Source organism: Pseudomonas typographi, from assembly GCF_014694385.1.
In the GTDB taxonomy this organism is placed as follows: Bacteria; Pseudomonadota; Gammaproteobacteria; order Pseudomonadales; family Pseudomonadaceae; genus Aquipseudomonas; species Aquipseudomonas typographi.
This window is the reverse complement of record NZ_JAAOCA010000009.1, coordinates 72,502-91,539: the sequence shown is the minus strand read 5'-3', so window position 1 is coordinate 91,539 and position 19,038 is coordinate 72,502. Positions and strand designations below refer to the sequence as shown.

Below are 19,038 nucleotides of genomic sequence, written 5' to 3'. Positions count from 1 at the left end.
TTCAGTGCTCAGGCAACAGTAACGGCAGCGTTTGCCCAGGCAACGCCAACGGCAGCACCGCGCATGGCTGGGCAGCCGGCCACCAGCGCGGCAACAGGGCCTGCACCCGTGGCTCGGCGAAACGGTCGTCGATCAGCACCACCACGCCGCGGTCGGCTTCGCTGCGAATGACCCGGCCAGCGGCTTGCACCACCTTATGCAAGCCCGGGTACAAGTAAGCGTAGTCGTAGCCAGCGGCGAACAACTGTTGCAGGCGCAAACGGCGCTGCTCATTGACCGGGTTCAATTGCGCCAAGCCCAAAGTGGCCACGAAAGCGCCGATCAAGCGCGCCCCGGGCAGGTCGATACCTTCGCCAAAGGCCCCACCCAACACGGCGAAACCGATACCCTGGCCGCCTTCCTCGAAGCGTGCAACGAACGCTTCGCGCTCGGCCTCGTTCATCTGCCGGGCCTGTGCCCACACCGGTATCCCGGGCGCTTGGGCGGCCAGCGCGGCGAGGGCTTGTTGCAGGTAATCGAAACTGCTGAAGAACGCCAGGTAATTGCCAGGGCGCGCGCGATACTGCTCGGCCAGCACCTGGGCCAAGGCGGCCAACGACCCGCCACGCTGGCGAAAGCGGGTGCTCACATGGCCGGCCAGGCGTACATCGAGCTGCTCGGCGGCAAAGGGTGATGGCACATCCAGCCACGCGCTGTTCGCTGGCATGCCGAGCAGGTCGAGGAAGTACCGTTGCGGGCTCAGTGTGGCCGAAAACAACACCGCGCTGTGCGCCGCCGCCATACGCGGCGCCAACTGCGCGGCCGGCACCAGGTTGCGCAAGCACAGCCGTGAATAGCGCTGGCGCCCCTGGCCCTGCAGGTGGCTGTCGAACACATGCCCGGCACCGAACAGCTCGGCAATGCGCAAGCAGTGCAGCGCCTGAAAGTAGAACTCCAGCCACGGGCCGGTCACGCTGTGCGGCGCTTCGTTCAGGCGCTCGCCGATCGCCGCCACGCAGCGCTGCAGTGCCACCAGCCAGGCGACGGGCGGCTCGGCACCGGCCTGATAGGGCCCGGCTTGCGCGGCGTTGAGCGCATTCCATTGGTGCCCCAGGCGCTTCAGCGGTGCTGCCAGCCCCGGCAGCGGTGCCTGGCGCAGCGGCGCCAGGCAGCGTTGGTCCAGCTCGGCGCTGTACATGTCGCGGCCGCGTTCCACCAAGTTGTGCGCTTCATCCACCAACACCCCGGTGCGCCATTCCTGCGCCTGGGCCAGCCCGAACAGCCAGCCGCCGAGGTCGAACCAATAGTTGTAGTCCGCCACGATGACATCGGCCCAGCGCGCCATTTCCTGGGCCAGATAATAGGGGCACAGCGTGTGCGCCCGGGCAATCTGGCGCAGTGCTGCCTGGCCCAGCCACGCCGCGTCGGCGGCGGCCTGGCGCGCGGCCGGCAGGCGGTCGTAGAACCCCTGCGCCAATGGGCAACTATCACCGTGGCACGCTTGGCCTGGGTATTCACAGGCTTTGTCGCGGGCGATCAGTTCCAGTACCCGCAGGCTTGGGGCCTGCGCGCGAACCTGGCCAAGGGCGTGCAAGGCCAGGGCGCGGCCTGGGGTTTTGGCGGTGAGAAACAACAGTTTGTCGAGCGGCGCCTTGTTATCCGGCGGCGCCATGGCCTTGAGGGCGGGGAACACCGCGCCCAGGGTTTTGCCAATACCGGTGGGCGCCTGGGCCAACAGGCAGCGCCCGGTCATCATGGCCTTGTAAACACTTTCGGCCAATGCCCGCTGCCCCGGCCGAAAGCGCCCCGGCGGGAACGCCAGGGCGGCCAAGGCCGCCTGCCGCACCTGCAAATGCGCGGCCTGCTGGCGTGCCCAGCCCAGGAAGCATTCGCACTGCGCGGTAAAGAACGCGTGCAGTTCCCCAGCCAGCAGGCGCTCCTCGAAGCGCGTTTGGCGTTGGGTGTCTATGTCGAGGTACACCAACGCCACGGTCAGTTGTTCGAGCCCGCGCTGCTGGCACAACAGCCAGGCGTATACCCGCGCCTGCGCCCAATGCAGCGCCCGATGGTTAGTCGGTTGGCGGCTGAGGTCGCCACGGTGGGTTTTCACTTCCTCCAAGCACTGGCGCGCGGCATCGAAGCCGTCGGCGCGCCCGCGCACGTGCAAGTCCTGGTAGTGGCCTTCGAGGGCCACTTCGGCCTCGTAGGCCGGCCCGCGGCCGCTGGCCACCCGCCGGTGGCCGTTGATGCCTTCCAGCGCGCTGGGCGAGGGGGTGAAGCGCAGGTCGAGGTCGCCACGGCGCGCGGTGAATTCGCACAGGGCACGCACGGCCACACGGTAGCTCATGCCAGGGCCCCGGCCTGCCAGGTCACATGGCACACCTGCACCGGCAGGCCGTGCTCGGCGAAGTACGCCATCCAACGCAATTGGTTGTCTTGTAACCGGTCGCCGGGGCCTTTGACCTCGATCATCCGGTAGCGGCCCTCGGCCGGCCAGAACTGCACCAAGTCTGGCAGCCCGGCGCGGTTGGCCTTCGGGTCTTCGAGCAGGCGGGCAAAGCACAGCTTCAGGTGTTGGGCGGGAATACACGCCAAGGCCAGGTCGAGCAGCGGCTCGCTCAATGCGCCCCAGAACACGAACGGGCTGGCCAGCCCATATTTGCTGGCAAAGCGTTCGCGGATACTGGTGCGGTACTGGCCGTCGTCCAACTCGGCCAGGCACGCCTCGAACAGGGCCTGGCGGCGGCTGTGGAACCCCGGCTGGTGCAGGTCGGCCGGCGCGTGCTGGAACGGGTGGAAGAAGGCCCCGGGCAGCGCCGCGAAAATCGCCGGCCAGCACAGCAGGCCGAACAGCGAATTGAACAGGGCGTTTTCCAGGTACAGCACCGGTGCGCCATCCTCAGCCAGGGCCTGGCACACCGCCGCCTCGACGCTGCCGCCACGGGGCAGGCACAGGTCGAGCCGTTGCGGGCCCGGCGCGCGCCGCGCCCGTTGCGGCGGCAGGCCCAGCGCGCGCTGCAGGCGCGGCAGCGCCCTGGGCAGCGCTTGGGCCTCGGCGGGGCTTTCCGGCGCAGCGTTGGCGTGTTGCCACAATGCCCAGGCCTCCGCCACCCGGCCACTGCGCTCCAGTACCCGTAACAAGCGCCAACGCGCGCCGGGGTAGCGGCATGTTCGGTAATGCTGCTCGGCCTGTACCCACCAGCCCTGGCGCTCACAATGCTGGCCGACCAGGTAGATCAGCTTTTCCCGGCGCTGGTCCAACCACGGGTTATCGGTACGGACCGTGGCCAACCGGGCGGTTAAATCCTCCAGTGCCGCACCCTGCTCCAATGCCTCGCGCGCTTGGTGCAAGGCGATGGCGGCATCCACGTCACCCCGGCTGGCCAAGGCCCGCGACTGCGGTTCGAAGGCCACCTGCTCGAAGCGCTGCAGGCCGAGGTCGGCCAGCACGAACTGCGACCAGCCTTGGTAGAGGTTGCCGAAGAACATCAGCCGCAAGCGGTCGCATAGCGGCCGCAGCGTAACGCGATACAGCACATCCAGCCCTGGGCACCACGCTTTGAACGGTTGGGCCTCAGGGTACAGGGGTAACAATTGCGCCAGTTGCTCGGCCTTGCGTTGGCCGGCACGCACCCCGCTGGCACAGAAACAGCGCTGCACCTCGGCTTTGCCCAGCACGCCGAACAGCTCTTGCAGCGAAACCGGGCCGTTGTCGCACAGCCAGCCTAGCGCCAGCAAGGGCGCAGCAGCTTGGGCGATATCGCCGATTTCCGGGTAGGCCAGCTTGCTGGCGCGGTACAGCGAACCCTTGCGCATCACCAGGCGCACCAGCAGCGCCTGGGAAGGCTCCGGCAAGGTGGTAAAACACTCAATGAAAGCGCGCTCATCGGTGCCCAGCACATCGGCATAGCGCTCGCCCAGCCAGGCCAGCACATAGCGGAAATTCACCAAGTAGTAGAAAGGGTTATCGAGCGGGTTCACGAGGGCGTCCTGTGGCACAGGGCTGTTTATACATACAGCCAAACCCCCAGGCAACCCCTCAAGGACGGGCGGGCATTTGAGCCGCCGCCGCCGGCCTGCTACGCTGGCGCGCCCCATGGCTGGATTAACGGTAATGCTCGACGCCCTGCTCTTCGACCTCGACGGCACCTTGACCGATACCGATACCTTGCACTTGGTGGCCATCCAGCAGTTGTTGTTGGAAGAAGACAACCGCCCCTTCACGGCCGCCGAGTTCATGGAAAAATGCAGCGGCCGCGCCAACGCGCAGATGTGCCAGTTGCTGTTTCCCGAGCGCAGCGTGGCCGAGCACCAAGCCTTCGCCGACCGCAAGGAGGCGCGCTTTCGCGCATTGTCTACCACCCTGGAGCCGATCCCCGGCCTGCTGCGCCTGCTCGGTTGGGCCAACGGCCACGGTATTGGCCGGGTGGTGGTGACCAACGCGCCACGCGCCAATGCTGACCACATGCTCGGCGCCCTGGGCTTGGTCGAAGCGTTCGCCCATGTGGTGGTGGCCGAAGATCTCGCACGGGCCAAACCCGACCCGCTGCCCTACCAAACCGGTTTGCTCAAGCTTGGCTCGGTGCCGGCCAACGCCATGGCTTTCGAGGATTCAGTACCAGGGCTCAGCGCCGCCAAGGGCGCGGGCATCTTCACCGTGGGCCTGGCCACCAGCCAAGCGCCCGAGGCACTGTTGGCCGCCGGGGCAGACCTGGTGATAGAAGATTTCAACGACCCGCATCTGTGGCAGGCGTTGGAGGCCCGGCGTTAACGCCGCCAGCTAAACGGCGCCGCGTCGATGGCCGGCGCCTGCCCGGTCATCAGGTCGGCCAGTACATCCCCGCAGCCCAATGCCAAGGTAAAGCCCAGGGCGCCCTGCCCTACGTTCAGCCACAGGTTGCCGATACCCGGTGCACGATCGATGAGCGGTTTGCTGTCGGCGGTGGCTGGGCGCAGGCCGGCCCATTGTTGCGCGTGGGCCAAGTCCAGGTGAGGGAAGGTTTCGCCTACCTGCTGCTTGAGCAGGGCGATGCGCGCCGGGTCCACCTCAGCGCGGTCTACCCCCATGTCGACCATGGCGGCGATACGCAGCTGCGCACCCAACGGGGCGTACACCACCTTTCGGTGGAAGTCGGTCACGCTTAGCGCTGGGCGCGGCATGCCCTCGCCCAGCGGTACGCTCAGGCTGTAGCCGCGCAGCGCATACAAGGGCAAGCGCAGGCCGTGTTCGGCCACCAGCGCCACGCTCGGCATACCCGCGGCCAGCACCACCGCATCGGCGGCCAGCTCGCCCTGTTCGGTGGCAACCGCCGCCACCCGCCCTTGGCGCACCCGCAAGGCCTGCACCGGGTTGCCCAGCGCCAGGGTTACATTCGGCTGCTGGCGCAGCAAGCCGAGCAGGCCCTGGCAAAACTTCAGGCAATCCCCGGTGGCTTCGCGCGGGGTGAAAATACCGCCGGCGATGTGCGCGCCGATACCGCCCAGTGCCGGTTCCAGCGCCACGCACGCCGGGCCATCGAGCAGTTGTTGTTCGGCGCCCAGTTGCCGTTGCCATTGCACCAGCGCCCGCGCGCCCTCCAGGCTGGCTGGGTCGCGGTAGATCACCAACTTGCCGGTGCGGGCCAGGTCGAACGCCAGCGGGTGGCGGCTGAGTAACCCGTCGAGCAACGCGCCGCTGCGATACGACAAGCTCAGCATTTCGCTGATGGTGCGGCGCACCGTGGCGTTGTTGCAGGCCTTGAGAAATGCCAGGCACCAACGCCATTGCGCCGGGTCGAGCCGGGGGCGAAAGCGCAACGGCGAGTCGGCCCGCAACAGCCATTGCGGTAGTTTTGGCAGCACGGCCGGGTCTGCCAGCGGCGCCACGTAGCTATAGCTGAGCTGCCCGCCGTTGGCGAAGCTGGTCTCCATGGCCACCTCGCGGTGGCGATCGACCAGGGTCACCCGCACCCCCCGCTGCGCCAGCGCCCAAGCACTGGCAAGGCCAACCACGCCCGCACCGATCACAACCACTTGCACTGTGTTTTCCTCCCGCGGCCGCTTAACCCTTGGTTATGGGCGGCCAGCAAATAATGATTGGCGCCGGCGGCGCAGGCCCGTTAGGGTTCGCCTTTCCCGACCCATTGATAGGATGCCAACATGAATATCCAGCGAATTTCTGCTAACCCACGCCTGGCCGGCGCCGTGGTCCACGGCGGCCTGGCTTGGCTATCCGGGCAAGTGCCAGACGACCGCACGCAAAATTGCCGCGGCCAGACCGAGCAAGTGCTGGCCAAGATCGACGCGCTGCTGGCACAGGCGGGTACTAACAAAAGCCGGCTGCTCAGCGCGCAAATCTGGCTCAAGGACATCGAGGCGGATTTCGCCGCCATGAACGAAGCCTGGAGCCAATGGTTACCCGAGAGCGCCGCGCCGGCACGGGCCACGGTGCAAGCACAGCTCGCCTCGCCAGACGTGCTCGTCGAGATCATGCTGGTCGCCGCCATTTAAGCGGTGGCGCCCTGGCGGCCGCGCTTGAGCAGCCGCCCGGCGCGCCGTTGCACCTGCCCGCCCTCATAGGCCACCACCCCGTTGACCATCACCAAGTCGATGCCCGGCGCGCGTTGGCAGGGGTCTTGGTAGGTGGCCACATCCTGCAGGCGCGCCATGTCGATCAGGTTCAAGTCGGCAAATGCGCCCACCCGTACTTCGCCCCTATCGTGCAGGCGGAAGCGCCCGGCCGAGAGCCCTGTCATCTTACGCACCGCTTCGGCCAGGTCGAACAAGCCGAGGTCGCGGCAATAATGCGCCAACACCCGAGGGAAGGTGCCCCACAGCCGCGGGTGCGGGTTCGGGTCGCTGGGCAGGCCGTCGGAGCCAACCATCGACAGCGGGTGGGCCAGGATCTGGCGCACATCGGCCTCGCTCATCATGTGGTAAATCGCCCCGGCCGGGCGCAGGCGCTCGGTGGCTTCGAGCAGCCCCACGCCCCAGTGGTCGGCGATTTGGCGCAAGGTTTTTTTCGCCATGTGCGGGTGCGGGTCGGACCAGGTAATGAAGATGTCCATTTCTTCGGTCACCCGCCAGGCATCGAGCGTGGTGGAGCTGGCGGCGTAGGGGTAGCAGTCGCAATTGCAGGGTTGCCGGCGCGCCGCCTGCTCCAACGCTTTCAAGGCCAGTGGCGCGCGGCCCCAATTGCCCGCGCCGGCGCATTTAAGGTGGGAGATCACCAGGTCTGCCCCGGCGTGGCGGGCGGTGCTGAACGACTCCTCGAGCGAAGCGAGCAAGCCTGCGTGCTCATCGCGCATATGGGTGGTATACAGCGCGCCGGCGGTGCCGACCACCTGCACCAGGGCCTGCACCTCGGCGGTGGGCGCCTGCTTGGCGTTGGTGTAGGCAAGCCCGGTCGACAGGCCAATGGCGCCGGCGTCCAGGGCAGCTTTCAGGGTCGCGGCCATGGCCTGGATTTCTTCTGCGCTGGCGGCGCGGTCGAAGCGCTCCATCACATTGGCGCGCAGCGCCGTGTGGCCGACCAGCGCGGCCACATTTACCGCCGGGCGCGCCTGGCTTACCGCTGCGGCATACGCCTCGAAGCTGGGGTAGGCGAAGGCTTCGCGGGTGCCCAACAAGTTCATCGGGTCTGGCGGGTCGCCGGGCAGCACCACGGGCGAGGCGCTGATGCCGCAGTTCCCGACGATCACCGTGGTCACCCCTTGGGCTATTTTGGCGAGCATCTCGGGGGCGCGGATTACCTGAGTATCGTCGTGGGTATGCACGTCGATGAACCCCGGCATCAGTTGCCGGCCGGCGCCCTCGACCACCCGCCGCGCCGGCGCGTCGAGCTGGCCGATGGCGACGATGCGCTCAGCGCGCACGCCCACGTCGGCCACGTAGGGTTCGGCGCCGGTGCCGTCGACCACCTGCACCTGTTTGAACAACACATCCAGAAGCATGCTTCAACTCCTCGCCGCGGCGCTGAAATCCCAGGCCTTGCCGGGCACCGCGGCCATCAATTGCTGGGTATAGGTGTGCTGCGGCGCGCCCAACACCTGGGCCGCGGTGCCGTACTCGACCACCTGGCCGCGGCGCATCACCAGCACCTCGTCGCACAGTTGGGCGGCCACCCGCAGGTCGTGGGTAATAAACACGATGGCGACCCCCAGGCGCTGCTGGAGGCCATCGAGCAGTTCAAGCACTTGGGCCTGCACCGATACGTCCAAGGCCGACACGGCTTCGTCGGCCACGATCACGTCCGGCTCCATGGCCAAGGCACGGGCAATGGCGATGCGCTGGCGCTGGCCACCGGAAAACTGGTGCGGGTAACGCCCCAGCGCATCGGCGGGCAGCCCCACCAGTTCCAGTAACCGCTGCGCCCGGGTCAATGCCTCGGCCCGATCGATGCCGTAGTTCATGGGCCCTTCGATCAGGCTCTGGGCGATGCTGCGGCGCGGGTTGAGCGAGCGGTTCGGGTCTTGGAAGATCATCTGTATGCGCTTGCGATGGGGCTTAAGGCCCGCCGCCGAGAGCTCCGAAATGTCTTTGCCGGTGACCCGCACCGCACCGGCGCTGGGGGTCAGCAAGCGCATCAAGCAGCGCGCCACGGTCGACTTGCCCGAGCCGCTTTCGCCGACGATCCCCAACGTGCGCCCACGGGTGAGGTTGAAACTTACCTGGTCAGCGGCGCAGGTGCCGGGGCTACGCCGCAGCAGCCGGCGCGGGCCGGGGTAGACCATCGACAACTCCACCACGTCCAACACCACCTGGGCACTGCCGGCCGCGCGCGGGGCCCGCGGCGCCAAGGCCGGCACCGCTGCCAGCAGTTGGCGGGTGTAGGCTTGGCGCGGCTGGCCGAGCACCTGGGCGGCAGCGCCCTGCTCCACCACCTGGCCTTGGTGCATCACGCACACGCGGTCGGCGATGTCGGCGACCACACCCATGTCGTGGGTGATGAACAACACAGCGGTGCCATGGCGCTGTTGCAGCTCGCGGATCAGCGTGAGAATTTGCTGTTGGGTGGTCACGTCCAGCGCGGTGGTGGGCTCGTCAGCTATCAGCAAGGTAGGCTCCAGCACCAGCGCCATGGCGATCATGATGCGCTGGCGCTGGCCGCCGGACAGCCGATGCGGGTACGCGCCATAAATGCGCTGGATGTCGGGCAAATGCACCTGGGCCAGCGCATCGAGGGTTTTCGCCCGGCGCTCGGCCGCATCCAGGCGGGTGTGGCAGCACAGCACCTCATCGATCTGCCGGCCCACACTCAGCACGGGGTTGAGCGCGGTCATCGGCTCTTGGAAAATCATCGCCACGCGGTTGCCGCGCAGCGCCTTCAGGCGCCGGGCGCTAGCGCCCAGCAACGCCTCGCCGGCAAAGGTAATGGTGCCGCCTTCGACCTGCAGCGCGCCCTTGGGCAGCAGGCCGAGGGTGGCCAGCGACGCCACCGACTTGCCCGAACCGCTTTCGCCCACCAGGCATAGGGTTTCCCCGGGCTGGATATGAAACGACACGCCGTGCAGTATTGGCCGGCCTTCGGCGGTGGCCACACGCAGGTTTTCAACCTGCAACAGCGGAGCTTGTTCACAGGCCATGGTTTATCTCTTCTTCATGCGTGGGTCGAGGGCATCGCGCGCCGCATCGCCGAGCAGGTTGATCGACACGATACACAGCGACAACGCCAGCCCCGCCCACAGCACCAGCCCAGGCTTGAGCTGGAAATACAGCCGGCCCTCGGCGATGATGTTGCCCCAGGTAGGGGTTTCGGTGCCGATGCCTGCGCCGAGAAACGACAGGATCGCTTCGGTGAGGATGGCCGAGGCGCAAATGTAGGTGCCCTGCACAATCAAGGGGGCCAAGGTGTTGGGCATCAGGTGCCGGGCCAACAGCTTGAAGGTCGAGGTGCCCATCAGCACGGCCGCTTCCACATAAGGCTCCTCGCGCGCTGACAGCACCCGCGAGCGCACCAGCCGCACCACCTGGGGAATCTCCGGCAGCATGATCGCCACCATCACCGTGGCCAGGCCCGCGCTGCTCAACGAGACGATGGCAATGGCCAGGAGGATCCCCGGCACCGCCATCAGGCCGTCCATCACGCGCATCAGCAGCGCGTCCAGCGTTCGAAAATAACCCGCCAGCAAGCCCAGCGGCAGGCCGATCGCCACGCTGAACACGGCCACCCCTAGCCCCACCGTCAGCGACACCCGCGCGCCGTAAACGATGCGCGAATATAGGTCACGGCCATAGGCGTCGGTGCCCAGCCAGAATTCCGCCGAAGGGCCTTTCAGGCGCAGTGCCGGTGCCAGGGCCTGGGGGGCGTGGTGGGTGAACCAGGGCGCGAACACCGCCATGCCAATGAGTGCCAGCAGCACCAACGCTGCCAAGGCCACCGCCAGCGGCGGGCGCGGTAGTTTGGCCCAGCGCCGGCGCGGTGCCGGCAGGCCAAGGGAAACAGGTTTGCTCATCGCCAGGCCTCAATAACGAATGCGCGGGTCGCTGATCGCATACGACATGTCGATCAGTAGGTTAATGAGTACGTACACGCCGCTGGTGAGCAGGATCATGCCCTGGATCACCGGGTAGTCGCGGGCCAGCACTGCATCGACGATCAAGCGCCCCAGGCCGGGAATGTTGAACACGCTCTCGGTGACCACCACCCCGGAAATCATCAATGCAAAACCGCTGCCGATCACCGTCAAGATCGGCACCCAAGCGTTGCGCAGGGCATGCCTGAACAACACTGCCAACTCGCCCAAACCCTTGGCGCGGGCGGTGCGAATGTAATCCTCGCCGAGCACGTCGAGCAGGCTGGCGCGGGTCATGCGCGCCACCAGGGCGATATGCGCAGAAGCCAGGGTCAACGCCGGCAGTGCGATGCGATAGGCGAACGGGCCCACGCCGTCGAAAATGCTCTTGAAGCCTTGCACCGGCAGCCAATGCAGTTGAAGGGCGAACAACGTGGTCAGCCCGTAGCCGATGACGAACACCGGAACGGAAAAACCCAACACCGACACCGACATCACCGTGTGGTCCAACCAACTGCCACGTCTCCAGGCGGCCAGTACCCCCAACGGCACGGCGACCAACACGGTCAACGCCGTGGCCACCAGGGCCAGGCTCAAGGTGGGCTCCAAGCGTTGGCCGATCATGCTCAGCACACCGGTATGGGCCATCAGCGAGGTGCTGAAGTCACCGTGCAACAACTGCCATAGCCACACGAAGAACTGTACGTGCAAAGGCCGGTCGAGCCCCAGGTTCTGGCGAATGGCCGCCAATTGCTCGGGGCTGGCCATGTCGCCGCCGATGATCGCCGCCGGGTCGCCGGGCGAGAGGCGCAGCAGCAGGAACACGAACAGCGCCACCACCAGCATCACGGGAATGGCCGCGAGCACGCGGCGAACAAAATAGGCAAACATGGCGCGCCCTCAGTCGTCCTTCTGCACGTTCCAGAACACCGTCGACGGCCCCTTGAGCAGGTGGCTGACGTGGCTGTTCCAGGCCGATACGTCGTGGTATTGCCCCAGCGGGATGTAACTCACTTGCTGCATGGCGTACTGCTGGATTTTCTCGGCCACCGCCTTTTGCGCGGCATCACCGCTGGCCTGCACGAACTCGTTGCGCAGCGCGTCCATGTGCGCGTCGGTCGGCCAGCCGAACCAAGCGCCCTTCTGGCCACCGCCGTCGAGCATGGGGTTGACCACCGGGTTCCAGATGGTTTGCACGTTCCAGTAGGTGAAGAACAGATTCCAGCCACCCTTGGTGGGTTCGCCCTGGTTGGCCCGGCGCGTCACCAACGTTTGCCAGTCCATCGGCTGCAGGTCTACGGTGAAGCCCACCTTGCGCAGCGCCGCGGCCGCCACCACGGGCTGTGGCGCCTGGCTGGGCACGTCGGTGGCCTGCAAGATCACCACCGGGGTGCCGTCGTACCCGGCCTTGCTCAATAACGCGCGGGCTTCGGCACTGTGGTCGCCCTTGACCAGGTTTTCGCCGCCGGTTTGGCTTTCCAGCGGGGTGCCACAGCCGAACACCGAAGCGCACAACCGGTAATATTCGGGGTTGCCCACCAGGGCCTGCAGCACGTCTTGTTGGTTCAGCGCCAGCAGGGCGGCGCGGCGGATGTCGGGGTTGTTGAACGGTGGGTAGAGGAAGTTCATGCGCCCGCCGGTCATGTTGCCCAGGTCGCTGAGTACCCCGCTGGTGAGGGTGCCGTCGGCCTGCACCATCGGCAGCAGGTCCATCGGCAACTGCTCGATGAAGTCGATGTCGCCGCTGGCCAGTGCATTGATCGCGGTCATGCGGTCGGGCATGTTGATCCACTCCACCCGGTCTACCTTCACCACCTTGCCGCCGGCGGTGCCGCTGGCCGGTTCCGGGCGCGGCACATAACCTGCGAATTTTTCGTACACCACGCGGTTGCCGGGGTCGAACTCAGCGGCCACGAACGTGAACGGGCCGGAGCCTGTGTAGTCGGTGATCATCTGCCCCATGGGCGTGTTGGCCACCCGCTCGGGCATCATGAACGCTGCCACCGACGACGGCTTGGCCAACAACGGCAGCACATAGCCGAATGGCTTGGCGAGCGTGAGGGTAATGGTCTTGGCGTCGGTGGCCACCAGGCTTTTTACCGACTTCATCATCAACTGACCGCCTACGTCATAGCGGGCCCAGCGCTGCAGCGAAGCCACGCAATCGGTGGCGGTCACCGGCTTGCCGTCATGCCACATGAGCCCGTCGCGCAGGGTGAAGGTGTAGACCATGCCATCCGGCGAAATCGCCCAGTCGGCCATTTGCGGCGCGGGCTGATAATGCTCGTCCATGGCGATCAAGGTGTCGTAGATCATGAACCCGTGGTTGCGGGTAATCTGCGCGGTAGTCGCGATAGGGTCCAACACCCGCAACGAAGACGACATCACCGCGTGCAAGGTTTTCTCCGCGGCCAGGGCATGTGGGGCGTGCAGCGCGGCGGCGAACCCCAAGGGCAATAACAGGCGGGCGATCAGCGAACGGGAAGGTTTCATGGTCGTCGTTCCTTTGGCAAAGACTCATCAAGGTTCGGCGGCAGAAGGGTAAAGCGCTAACGCGACAGGCTAGCGCCGGCCTCTTGTGGGCCGGGCGCCGGGGTGTATCGGCCTCAGCCGAGGCTGGCGTAGGCGTGTTCGATGTACAGCGCGCGCAGGCGCTGAGCCAGCGGCCCGGGGGTGCCGTGGCCGATCGGCTGACCGTCCAGGCGCACCACCGGGTAGATGAACGAGCTGCTCGAGCTGATGAACGCCTCGCTCGCGGCCAAGGCTTCTTCGACCGTGAACGCACGCTCTTCCAGGCGCAGGCCCTCGGCCTGCACCAGCGCCAGCAGCGCATCACGGGTGGTGCCGGGCAACAAGGCAGTGGACAGTGGGCGGGTGACCACACTGCCGTTGGCAGTCACGATAAAGGCGTTGTTCGAACTGCCTTCTGTCACGCAGCCATCACGGACCAACCAGGCATCGTCGGCGCCTTGGGCGCGGGCCTGCTCCTTGGCCATGCAGGCGTACAGCAACTGGGTGGTCTTGATGTCAGAGCGCCCCCAGCGCAGGTCGGGTAGGCTGATCAGCACCAGGCCACGCTGGGCCAGGGGGCTGTCGATGATCGCTTTGGCCTGGGTGTACAGCACCACCGTCGGTGGCGTGCCGGCAGCGGGGAACAAAAAGTTGCGGTCCGCAGCGCCACGGCTGACCTGCAGGTATACCAAGCCCTCGCCCAGTTGGTTACGCTGGATCAAGTCGCGGTGCACCTGTAGCAGTTGTGCGTCGTCCAGCCCGAACGGCAGCCCCAACGCCGCCAGCGAGCGGCGCAAGCGCCCACGGTGGCGTTGGTAATCCACCAGCTTGCCGTCGAGCACGGCGGTGACTTCGTAGATGCTGTCGGCGAACATGAAACCGCGGTCGAACACCGAAATGTTCGCTTGGTCCTCGGGCAGGTATGCGCCGTTCAGGTAAACAGTGCGCATGGGGCGCTCCTTGATCGTGGGTTGCCGCTCAGCGCTCGACGCCGGTTTGCGCGGTGATAGGCCCATAATGCTCGATACGCCGGTGCCGGGCGAAGTCGAAAATCGTGGTTTTGCCAAAGTTGCATTCGTCCATGTCGCATACATGGTCGATCAACTCGTCACCCTCGCCGGCCGCCTGGGCACATATGAACCCGTTCGGGTCGATGATCACGCTGCCGCCCATCAATGGGAAGCCATCCTCTACCCCGGCCTTGGCCACGCCCACCACCCAGGTGGCGTTCTGGTAGGCGCCGGCCTGCATCACCAACTGCGAATGGAACAGGCGCTGCTGTTGCCCTTCGGTGCGGCGCTGGGAATTGATCGACGGCGTGTTGTAACCCAGGGTGATCAGTTCCACCCCTCGCAAGCCCATCACCCGATAGGTTTCCGGCCAGCGGCGGTCGTTGCAAATGCACATGCCCATGATCGCCCCTTCGTTGGCGAAGGTGGGAAAGCCCAGGTCGCCTGGCTCGAAATAGCGTTTTTCCAGGTGTTGGAAGTCGCGCTCGGTGTCGTATTCGACGTGGCCGGGCAGGTGCACCTTGCGGTATTTGCCCACGATGTTGCCCTGGCGGTCGGTGAGGATAGACGTATTGAAATGCCGGCCTTCCGGGGTCAGCTCCGCGTAACCGAACGAGAGGGCGATACCCTGCTCGCGGCTGAAATCGAACAGTGGCTGGGTGGCGGCGTTGGGCATGTCGCGCTCGAACCAGGTGTCGACCTCGGCGGGGTCGGGCATGTACCAACGGGGAAAGAACGTGGTCAGCGCCAGTTCCGGGAACACCACCAGTTCACAGCCGCGGGTGCGGGCCTGCTCAAGCAAGGCCAACATACGCGCGACCACACTGGCCCTGCTGTCGTTTTTTTGGATGGCGCCCAATTGGGCAGCGCCGACGTGAAGGTTGCGCATGGCGGGCTCCTGCGAATGGCTGGGGGGCTAGGGCCATTGTGGGAAGCCGGCGTGGCGAAGTCATATGCCAATGTAGCGGGTGGGGTTAACCTTTGGTTAAGGGATGGGCGTTCTGCCCTTGACCACAGCGAACGCTCACACAGGTTGGGCAGCACCGGTCAGCGCCAGGCCATTGTCCTGTAATGTGCGCCGCAGTTGCTTTACGAACGCCAGCGCCAACTGCGCCAACGGCTCGTGGCGCACATGCACCAGGCTTACGGTCAGGCGCGCCTCACCCATGAATGGCAGCACCGCCATGCGGGTGGTGTCGGCGGCGCGGTAGGAAATCTCGTCGACCATCGCCACCCCCACCCCATTGCGCACCAGCGCGCAGGCGTGGTGCGGCGAGTCAACCTCCAGGTGCGGCGCATAGGGCAAGCCCGCGCGCTCGAATGCCGGTTGCATGATGCCGTAGAAGGGCGTGCCTGGCGGGTAGCCGACCACAGGGTAGCCAACCAGGGCCGCGGCCAGCGCAGCCGGCTCCAGTCCCAGCAGCGGATGCCCGGCCGGGCAAACCAGCAGCACGCGGATGTCGCTCAGCGGTACCGCGCGCAAATTCGGGTGGTCCACCGGGAACAGCGAGATGCCGAGGTCCGCTTGATGATCGAGTAACCGGTCACGTAGCAGCGTATGGCGCAGGCATTCAAGGCTGATGCGCAAACCCTCGTGGCCCTGGCGAAACGCCGCCAGCGCGTCGGGCACTAATTGGTGGCCCAGGCTCGGGCTGCTGACCAGACGCAATATCCCACGGCGCTGCTGCTGCAGGTCGAGCAAGGTGGTGTTGACCCGTTGGATGTTGCGGTACACCGCCTCCACGTCGTGGAACAGCCGCCGCGCCTCGGGCGAGGGGTACAAGCGGCCTTTGATCCGCTCGAACAGCTGGAAGCCGATGCGCGACTCGGTGTGCGAGAGCATGCGGCTGACCGCCGGTTGCGACACCAGCAGCAACTGCGCCGCCCCATTGATGGAACCGGTGATCATCACCGCGCGGAACACTTCGATCTGGCGCAGGTTGAGGGTTTGCATGGGCGCTCACGGCAAGGCCTGAAAGCTGCCCACTATACGATAAGCCTGCGCAGGTGACTCAGGCGCCCTTCACGGTGTGGTCGATTGCCAACTTGTAAAAGGTCGCCGCACCGCCTTCGGTGGCGTAACCGGTGTCGTCCTGGGTGTAGACGCCAGCCTTGAAGTACAGCGACTTGGCTGCCCAACTGGGGTCTACCTTCACGTTCCATTGGTAGTTGAAAGCGTTCACCGTGAGGTTGCCAGCGGGCGTGAGGTGAATGGTGTAGGTGAAGCGCGTGTTCATCGGCACTAGCTGCGCCACGGTGATAACCGTGGGCTCGGCATCCGGCGTGGTGCGAAACTTCACCACGATGTTGCCCAGGCGCTTGGCGTCCTTGTATTGGTACTCAAGCTTGAGCATCGGCTCGGTGCTGCCATAGCAGTGGATCTGGCCGATCACGATTTTGCCAGCGGAGGGCACTTGGTTAACCGCCACAGCCGCGCGCAACATGTTATCGGCATCGCGATATTGCCAGTTGTAAACGCTGCCGTCGGCATGGGTTTCTCGCAGCTCGCTGCGGGCATATTTGGCATTGGCGGTTTTGCCACCGGTGACCGGGGCCCAGAAAAACAGCGTATTGCCCGACTTGAAGTAGGTATCGGCATAGCCGCTCATCAGGGCCTGGGTCGAAACGGTAGCAGCAGGTGTACCAACGGGGATGCTCAGGTTCCAAGTGTCGAGTGCGATCATGGCGGCGGCTCCGGCAAAAAGGTTGGCGCGAGGGGTGCTCGCGGCGGGTTCAACCTGGTTATCGGATGCGCCAGCTTAACCTTAACTATTTAATGGCGCCATAAAAACGTCGAAATCCCCAAGGGCTACACTTATGCCACTACGTTGCCAGTGACCCTTTTAGCCGAGCGCTCTGGCCCAAGCCCCGCCACATAGGGCAGCGCCATGGGCACCCGGCGCCGTTTTTCTGGCTAACCACCCCGGCCGGAGGTATAAAAAGTTCACCGTGGCGGTGCTTTAACCGACCAGCGGTCATGCACACCATTGCGCCCGCTGGGGTTCGATCAAGCTCAACGCGGCCTCCCAGGCCAAGTCGATGATGCCCGCGGCCTCGTCGTCGCGGAATTGTTCAGCGGTGTGCCGGCATACCGCTTCGCTGGGCTGTACCAAGGCCGCAGCGCCGGCCATGGCCTGCACTTGGGCTTGGCAGGCGCGCTCGAGAAAGTAGATCTCATGGAAGGCTTCGGCCACGCTGGCGCCGCCGGCGAGTAGGCCGTGGTTGCGTAAGATCATCGCCTTGTGCGGGCCGAGGTCCGCCACCAAGCGTTCACGCTCATCCAACGACAAGGCAATGCCCTCATAGGTGTGGTATGCCAAGTGGCCATAGAACTTCAGCGCGTGCTGAGTCAGCGGCAGCAAACCATCGCGCTGCGCGGCCACGGCCATGCCGGCAGCGGTGTGAGTGTGGATCACGCAGTGCATGTCGGCCCGCGTGGCATGAATGGCCGAATGAATCACGAAGCCTGCGGTATTCACCCGCTGCACCCCGAACGGCCCAGGCACCGGGTTACCTTCGAAGTCGATCAGCACCAAGTCGCTGGCGCGCATGTGCTCGAAAGGCACGCCGTAGCGGTTGATCAAAAAGTGCTGGCCACTGCCTGGCACGCGCAGGGTAATGTGCGTGTCGATCAGATCGGTCATGCGGTAATAGGCTACCAACCGGTACAGCGCCGCCAAATCACAACGTGCTTGCCACTCGGCGGGCGGGATGTTGAACATGCGTGGGCTCCTGAGGTGGGGGTGTAATGGGGCAGCAGAAACGAAAAGCCGGGCAGGCGCTCTGGCGGCGCGTGGGCAAAGTGTTCGCCACCCCGGCAGGGTTAGTCAATTCTTTGTACCCAACCGTGCTTGCTGAGGTGTCGCGACGGCCTATGGCGTGGCGGCGGCCACGCGCACGCCTTAACCCCAGGTTATGGGCTGATAGCCGGGGCGGCGGGCGGCGAAAAAAGATCGCAGTGGCAACCCATGCAAAGTGCCACCACCCGGCCCATAATGGCCGGCCTTTTTTCGACCTTCCAGGAGCCGTTCGCCGTGGCCGTACCGGTAGCCATCTTGCCGATTTTCCTGCTAATTATCCTGGGCTATGTGCTGGGCCGGCGGCAAGTACTCGACCCACGGGCCAACCAAGCCCTGGCGTTCTTGGCCTTCAACATTTTCATGCCCATGGTGTTGTTCACCGGCATGGCCAACGCCCCGCTACGCGGTGGCCTTGACCTGAAGGTGCTAGGCGCGTTTTTCATTCCGGCGCTGATGATTTTTGCCGGTGTCAACGTCATCGCCCACCGGGTGGTGGGCCACCCCACGCCGTTCGGCCTTACCGCGTGTTTCGGTAACAACGTATTGATCGGCCTGCCACTGGTGGCCACGCTGTTCGGCCCCCATGGGCTGGTGTTGCTGTTCACCGTGCTGGCGGTGCACAGCTTGCTGTTGTTCACTTTTCAGAGCCTGTACAGCACCGTGGCGGGCAGCGAGCCGTTCCGGCCGCGAACGCTGGTCAAGAGCCTGGCCAACCCGACGATCGTTGGCCTGCTGTGTGGGCTACTGCTCAACCTGGCGCAACTGAGCTTGCCGGGGCCGCTGGACCACCTGGCCCACTGGTTGGCACAGGCGGCGCTGCCGTGCGCCTTGATCGTGCTGGGGGCAAACCTGGCCGGCTTCGCCCTGAAGCCCAGCCGCACGGCGCTGGGCATCACCTTTGCCAAGCTGTTTGCCATGCCGCTGATCGTGCTGCTGGCGTGCAAATGGCTGGCCCTGGGGCCACTGCCTACCAATGTGCTGGTGTTGATGGCGGCCAACCCGTGCGGGGTAAACACCCTGGGCTTCTCGCGCACCCTGCAAGACAGCCAGAAAGCCAGTTCAGCGATCTGCCTGTCGACGGTGCTGGCCGCACTGACGCTGCCGTTGTGGATGTGGTTGGCCACACGGGTTTGATGAGCGCCATCAATATCCGCATAGCCGTATAAAAAACGTTAATCCTGTTTGAGCGCAGTTGGCTTGACGCTGTTACGTGCCGCCCAGGATAGTCTGGCCCCACCATGATCG

The 19,038-nt window shown here is 65.5% G+C and carries 16 protein-coding genes; 3 read left to right on the top strand and 13 right to left on the bottom strand.

Annotated elements, in window-relative coordinates; translation table 11 throughout:
- Position 1 precedes the first annotated feature (1 nt).
- On the bottom strand, positions 2-2,326 hold the full coding sequence (locus HAQ05_RS09110; protein WP_190419627.1) for an ATP-dependent DNA helicase: 2,325 nt from the start codon (positions 2,324-2,326) through the stop codon (positions 2-4).
- Positions 2,323-3,960, bottom strand: a complete 1,638-nt coding sequence (locus HAQ05_RS09105) for a VRR-NUC domain-containing protein (protein WP_338050161.1) — start codon at positions 3,958-3,960, stop codon at positions 2,323-2,325. Before HAQ05_RS09105 ends, HAQ05_RS09110 begins: the two co-directional genes overlap by 4 nt.
- A 133-nt stretch (positions 3,961-4,093) precedes the next feature.
- On the opposite strand from HAQ05_RS09105, the gene HAQ05_RS09100 reads away from it, so the two are divergent.
- Positions 4,094-4,750 carry an HAD family hydrolase gene (locus HAQ05_RS09100; protein ID WP_190419795.1) on the top strand — a complete coding sequence of 219 codons (657 nt, stop codon included), beginning with the start codon at positions 4,094-4,096 and terminating at the stop codon, positions 4,748-4,750.
- Here HAQ05_RS09100 and HAQ05_RS09095 read toward each other — a convergent pair.
- Positions 4,747-5,997 (bottom strand): D-amino acid dehydrogenase, encoded by a 1,251-nt coding sequence (locus HAQ05_RS09095; RefSeq protein ID WP_190419623.1) that lies wholly within the window; start codon positions 5,995-5,997, stop codon positions 4,747-4,749. The two genes, HAQ05_RS09100 and HAQ05_RS09095, sit on opposite strands and share 4 nt — an antisense overlap.
- A 120-nt stretch (positions 5,998-6,117) precedes the next feature.
- Here HAQ05_RS09095 and HAQ05_RS09090 point away from each other — a divergent pair, with 120 nt between their 5' ends.
- Entirely contained in the window at positions 6,118-6,468 is a 351-nt protein-coding gene (locus HAQ05_RS09090; RefSeq protein ID WP_190419622.1) for a RidA family protein, read from the top strand.
- Here the strand turns inward: HAQ05_RS09090 and HAQ05_RS09085 are convergent.
- The 10 genes from HAQ05_RS09085 to HAQ05_RS09040 form a co-directional block, all read right to left on the bottom strand.
- The gene (locus tag HAQ05_RS09085) at positions 6,465-7,910 is read right to left on the bottom strand and encodes an N-acyl-D-amino-acid deacylase family protein (protein ID WP_190419620.1); all 1,446 of its coding nucleotides are present in this window, start codon (positions 7,908-7,910) and stop codon (positions 6,465-6,467) included. The two genes, HAQ05_RS09090 and HAQ05_RS09085, sit on opposite strands and share 4 nt — an antisense overlap.
- A gap of 3 nt (positions 7,911-7,913) precedes the next feature.
- Positions 7,914-9,542: an ABC transporter ATP-binding protein gene (locus HAQ05_RS09080; RefSeq protein ID WP_190419618.1), complete on the bottom strand. Its 1,629-nt coding sequence runs from the start codon at positions 9,540-9,542 to the stop codon at positions 7,914-7,916.
- Between the two features lie 3 nt (positions 9,543-9,545).
- Positions 9,546-10,412, bottom strand: coding sequence for an ABC transporter permease (locus HAQ05_RS09075; RefSeq protein WP_190419616.1), 867 nt, complete (start codon positions 10,410-10,412; stop codon positions 9,546-9,548).
- Between the two features lie 9 nt (positions 10,413-10,421).
- Positions 10,422-11,363, bottom strand: a complete 942-nt coding sequence (locus HAQ05_RS09070) for an ABC transporter permease (protein ID WP_190419614.1) — start codon at positions 11,361-11,363, stop codon at positions 10,422-10,424.
- Between the two features lie 9 nt (positions 11,364-11,372).
- Entirely contained in the window at positions 11,373-12,965 is a 1,593-nt protein-coding gene (locus HAQ05_RS09065) for an ABC transporter substrate-binding protein (RefSeq protein WP_190419612.1), read from the bottom strand.
- Positions 12,966-13,078: 113 nt separating this feature from the next.
- Positions 13,079-13,933, bottom strand: a complete 855-nt coding sequence (locus HAQ05_RS09060) for a D-amino-acid transaminase (protein WP_190419610.1) — start codon at positions 13,931-13,933, stop codon at positions 13,079-13,081.
- A 28-nt stretch (positions 13,934-13,961) separates the two neighbouring features.
- Positions 13,962-14,882, bottom strand: a complete 921-nt coding sequence (locus HAQ05_RS09055) for an N-carbamoyl-D-amino-acid hydrolase (protein ID WP_190419608.1) — start codon at positions 14,880-14,882, stop codon at positions 13,962-13,964.
- Positions 14,883-15,017: 135 nt separating this feature from the next.
- On the bottom strand, positions 15,018-15,947 hold the full coding sequence (locus HAQ05_RS09050) for a LysR family transcriptional regulator (RefSeq protein WP_190419606.1): 930 nt from the start codon (positions 15,945-15,947) through the stop codon (positions 15,018-15,020).
- Between the two features lie 58 nt (positions 15,948-16,005).
- Positions 16,006-16,677 (bottom strand): polysaccharide lyase family 7 protein, encoded by a 672-nt coding sequence (locus tag HAQ05_RS09045; RefSeq protein WP_190419604.1) that lies wholly within the window; start codon positions 16,675-16,677, stop codon positions 16,006-16,008.
- 291 nt (positions 16,678-16,968) lie between these two features.
- The gene (locus tag HAQ05_RS09040) at positions 16,969-17,715 is read right to left on the bottom strand and encodes a class II aldolase/adducin family protein (protein WP_190419597.1); all 747 of its coding nucleotides are present in this window, start codon (positions 17,713-17,715) and stop codon (positions 16,969-16,971) included.
- Between the two features lie 312 nt (positions 17,716-18,027).
- Here HAQ05_RS09040 and HAQ05_RS09035 point away from each other — a divergent pair, with 312 nt between their 5' ends.
- Positions 18,028-18,927, top strand: a complete 900-nt coding sequence (locus HAQ05_RS09035) for an AEC family transporter (RefSeq protein WP_190419793.1) — start codon at positions 18,028-18,030, stop codon at positions 18,925-18,927.
- Positions 18,928-19,038: the final 111 nt, after the last annotated feature.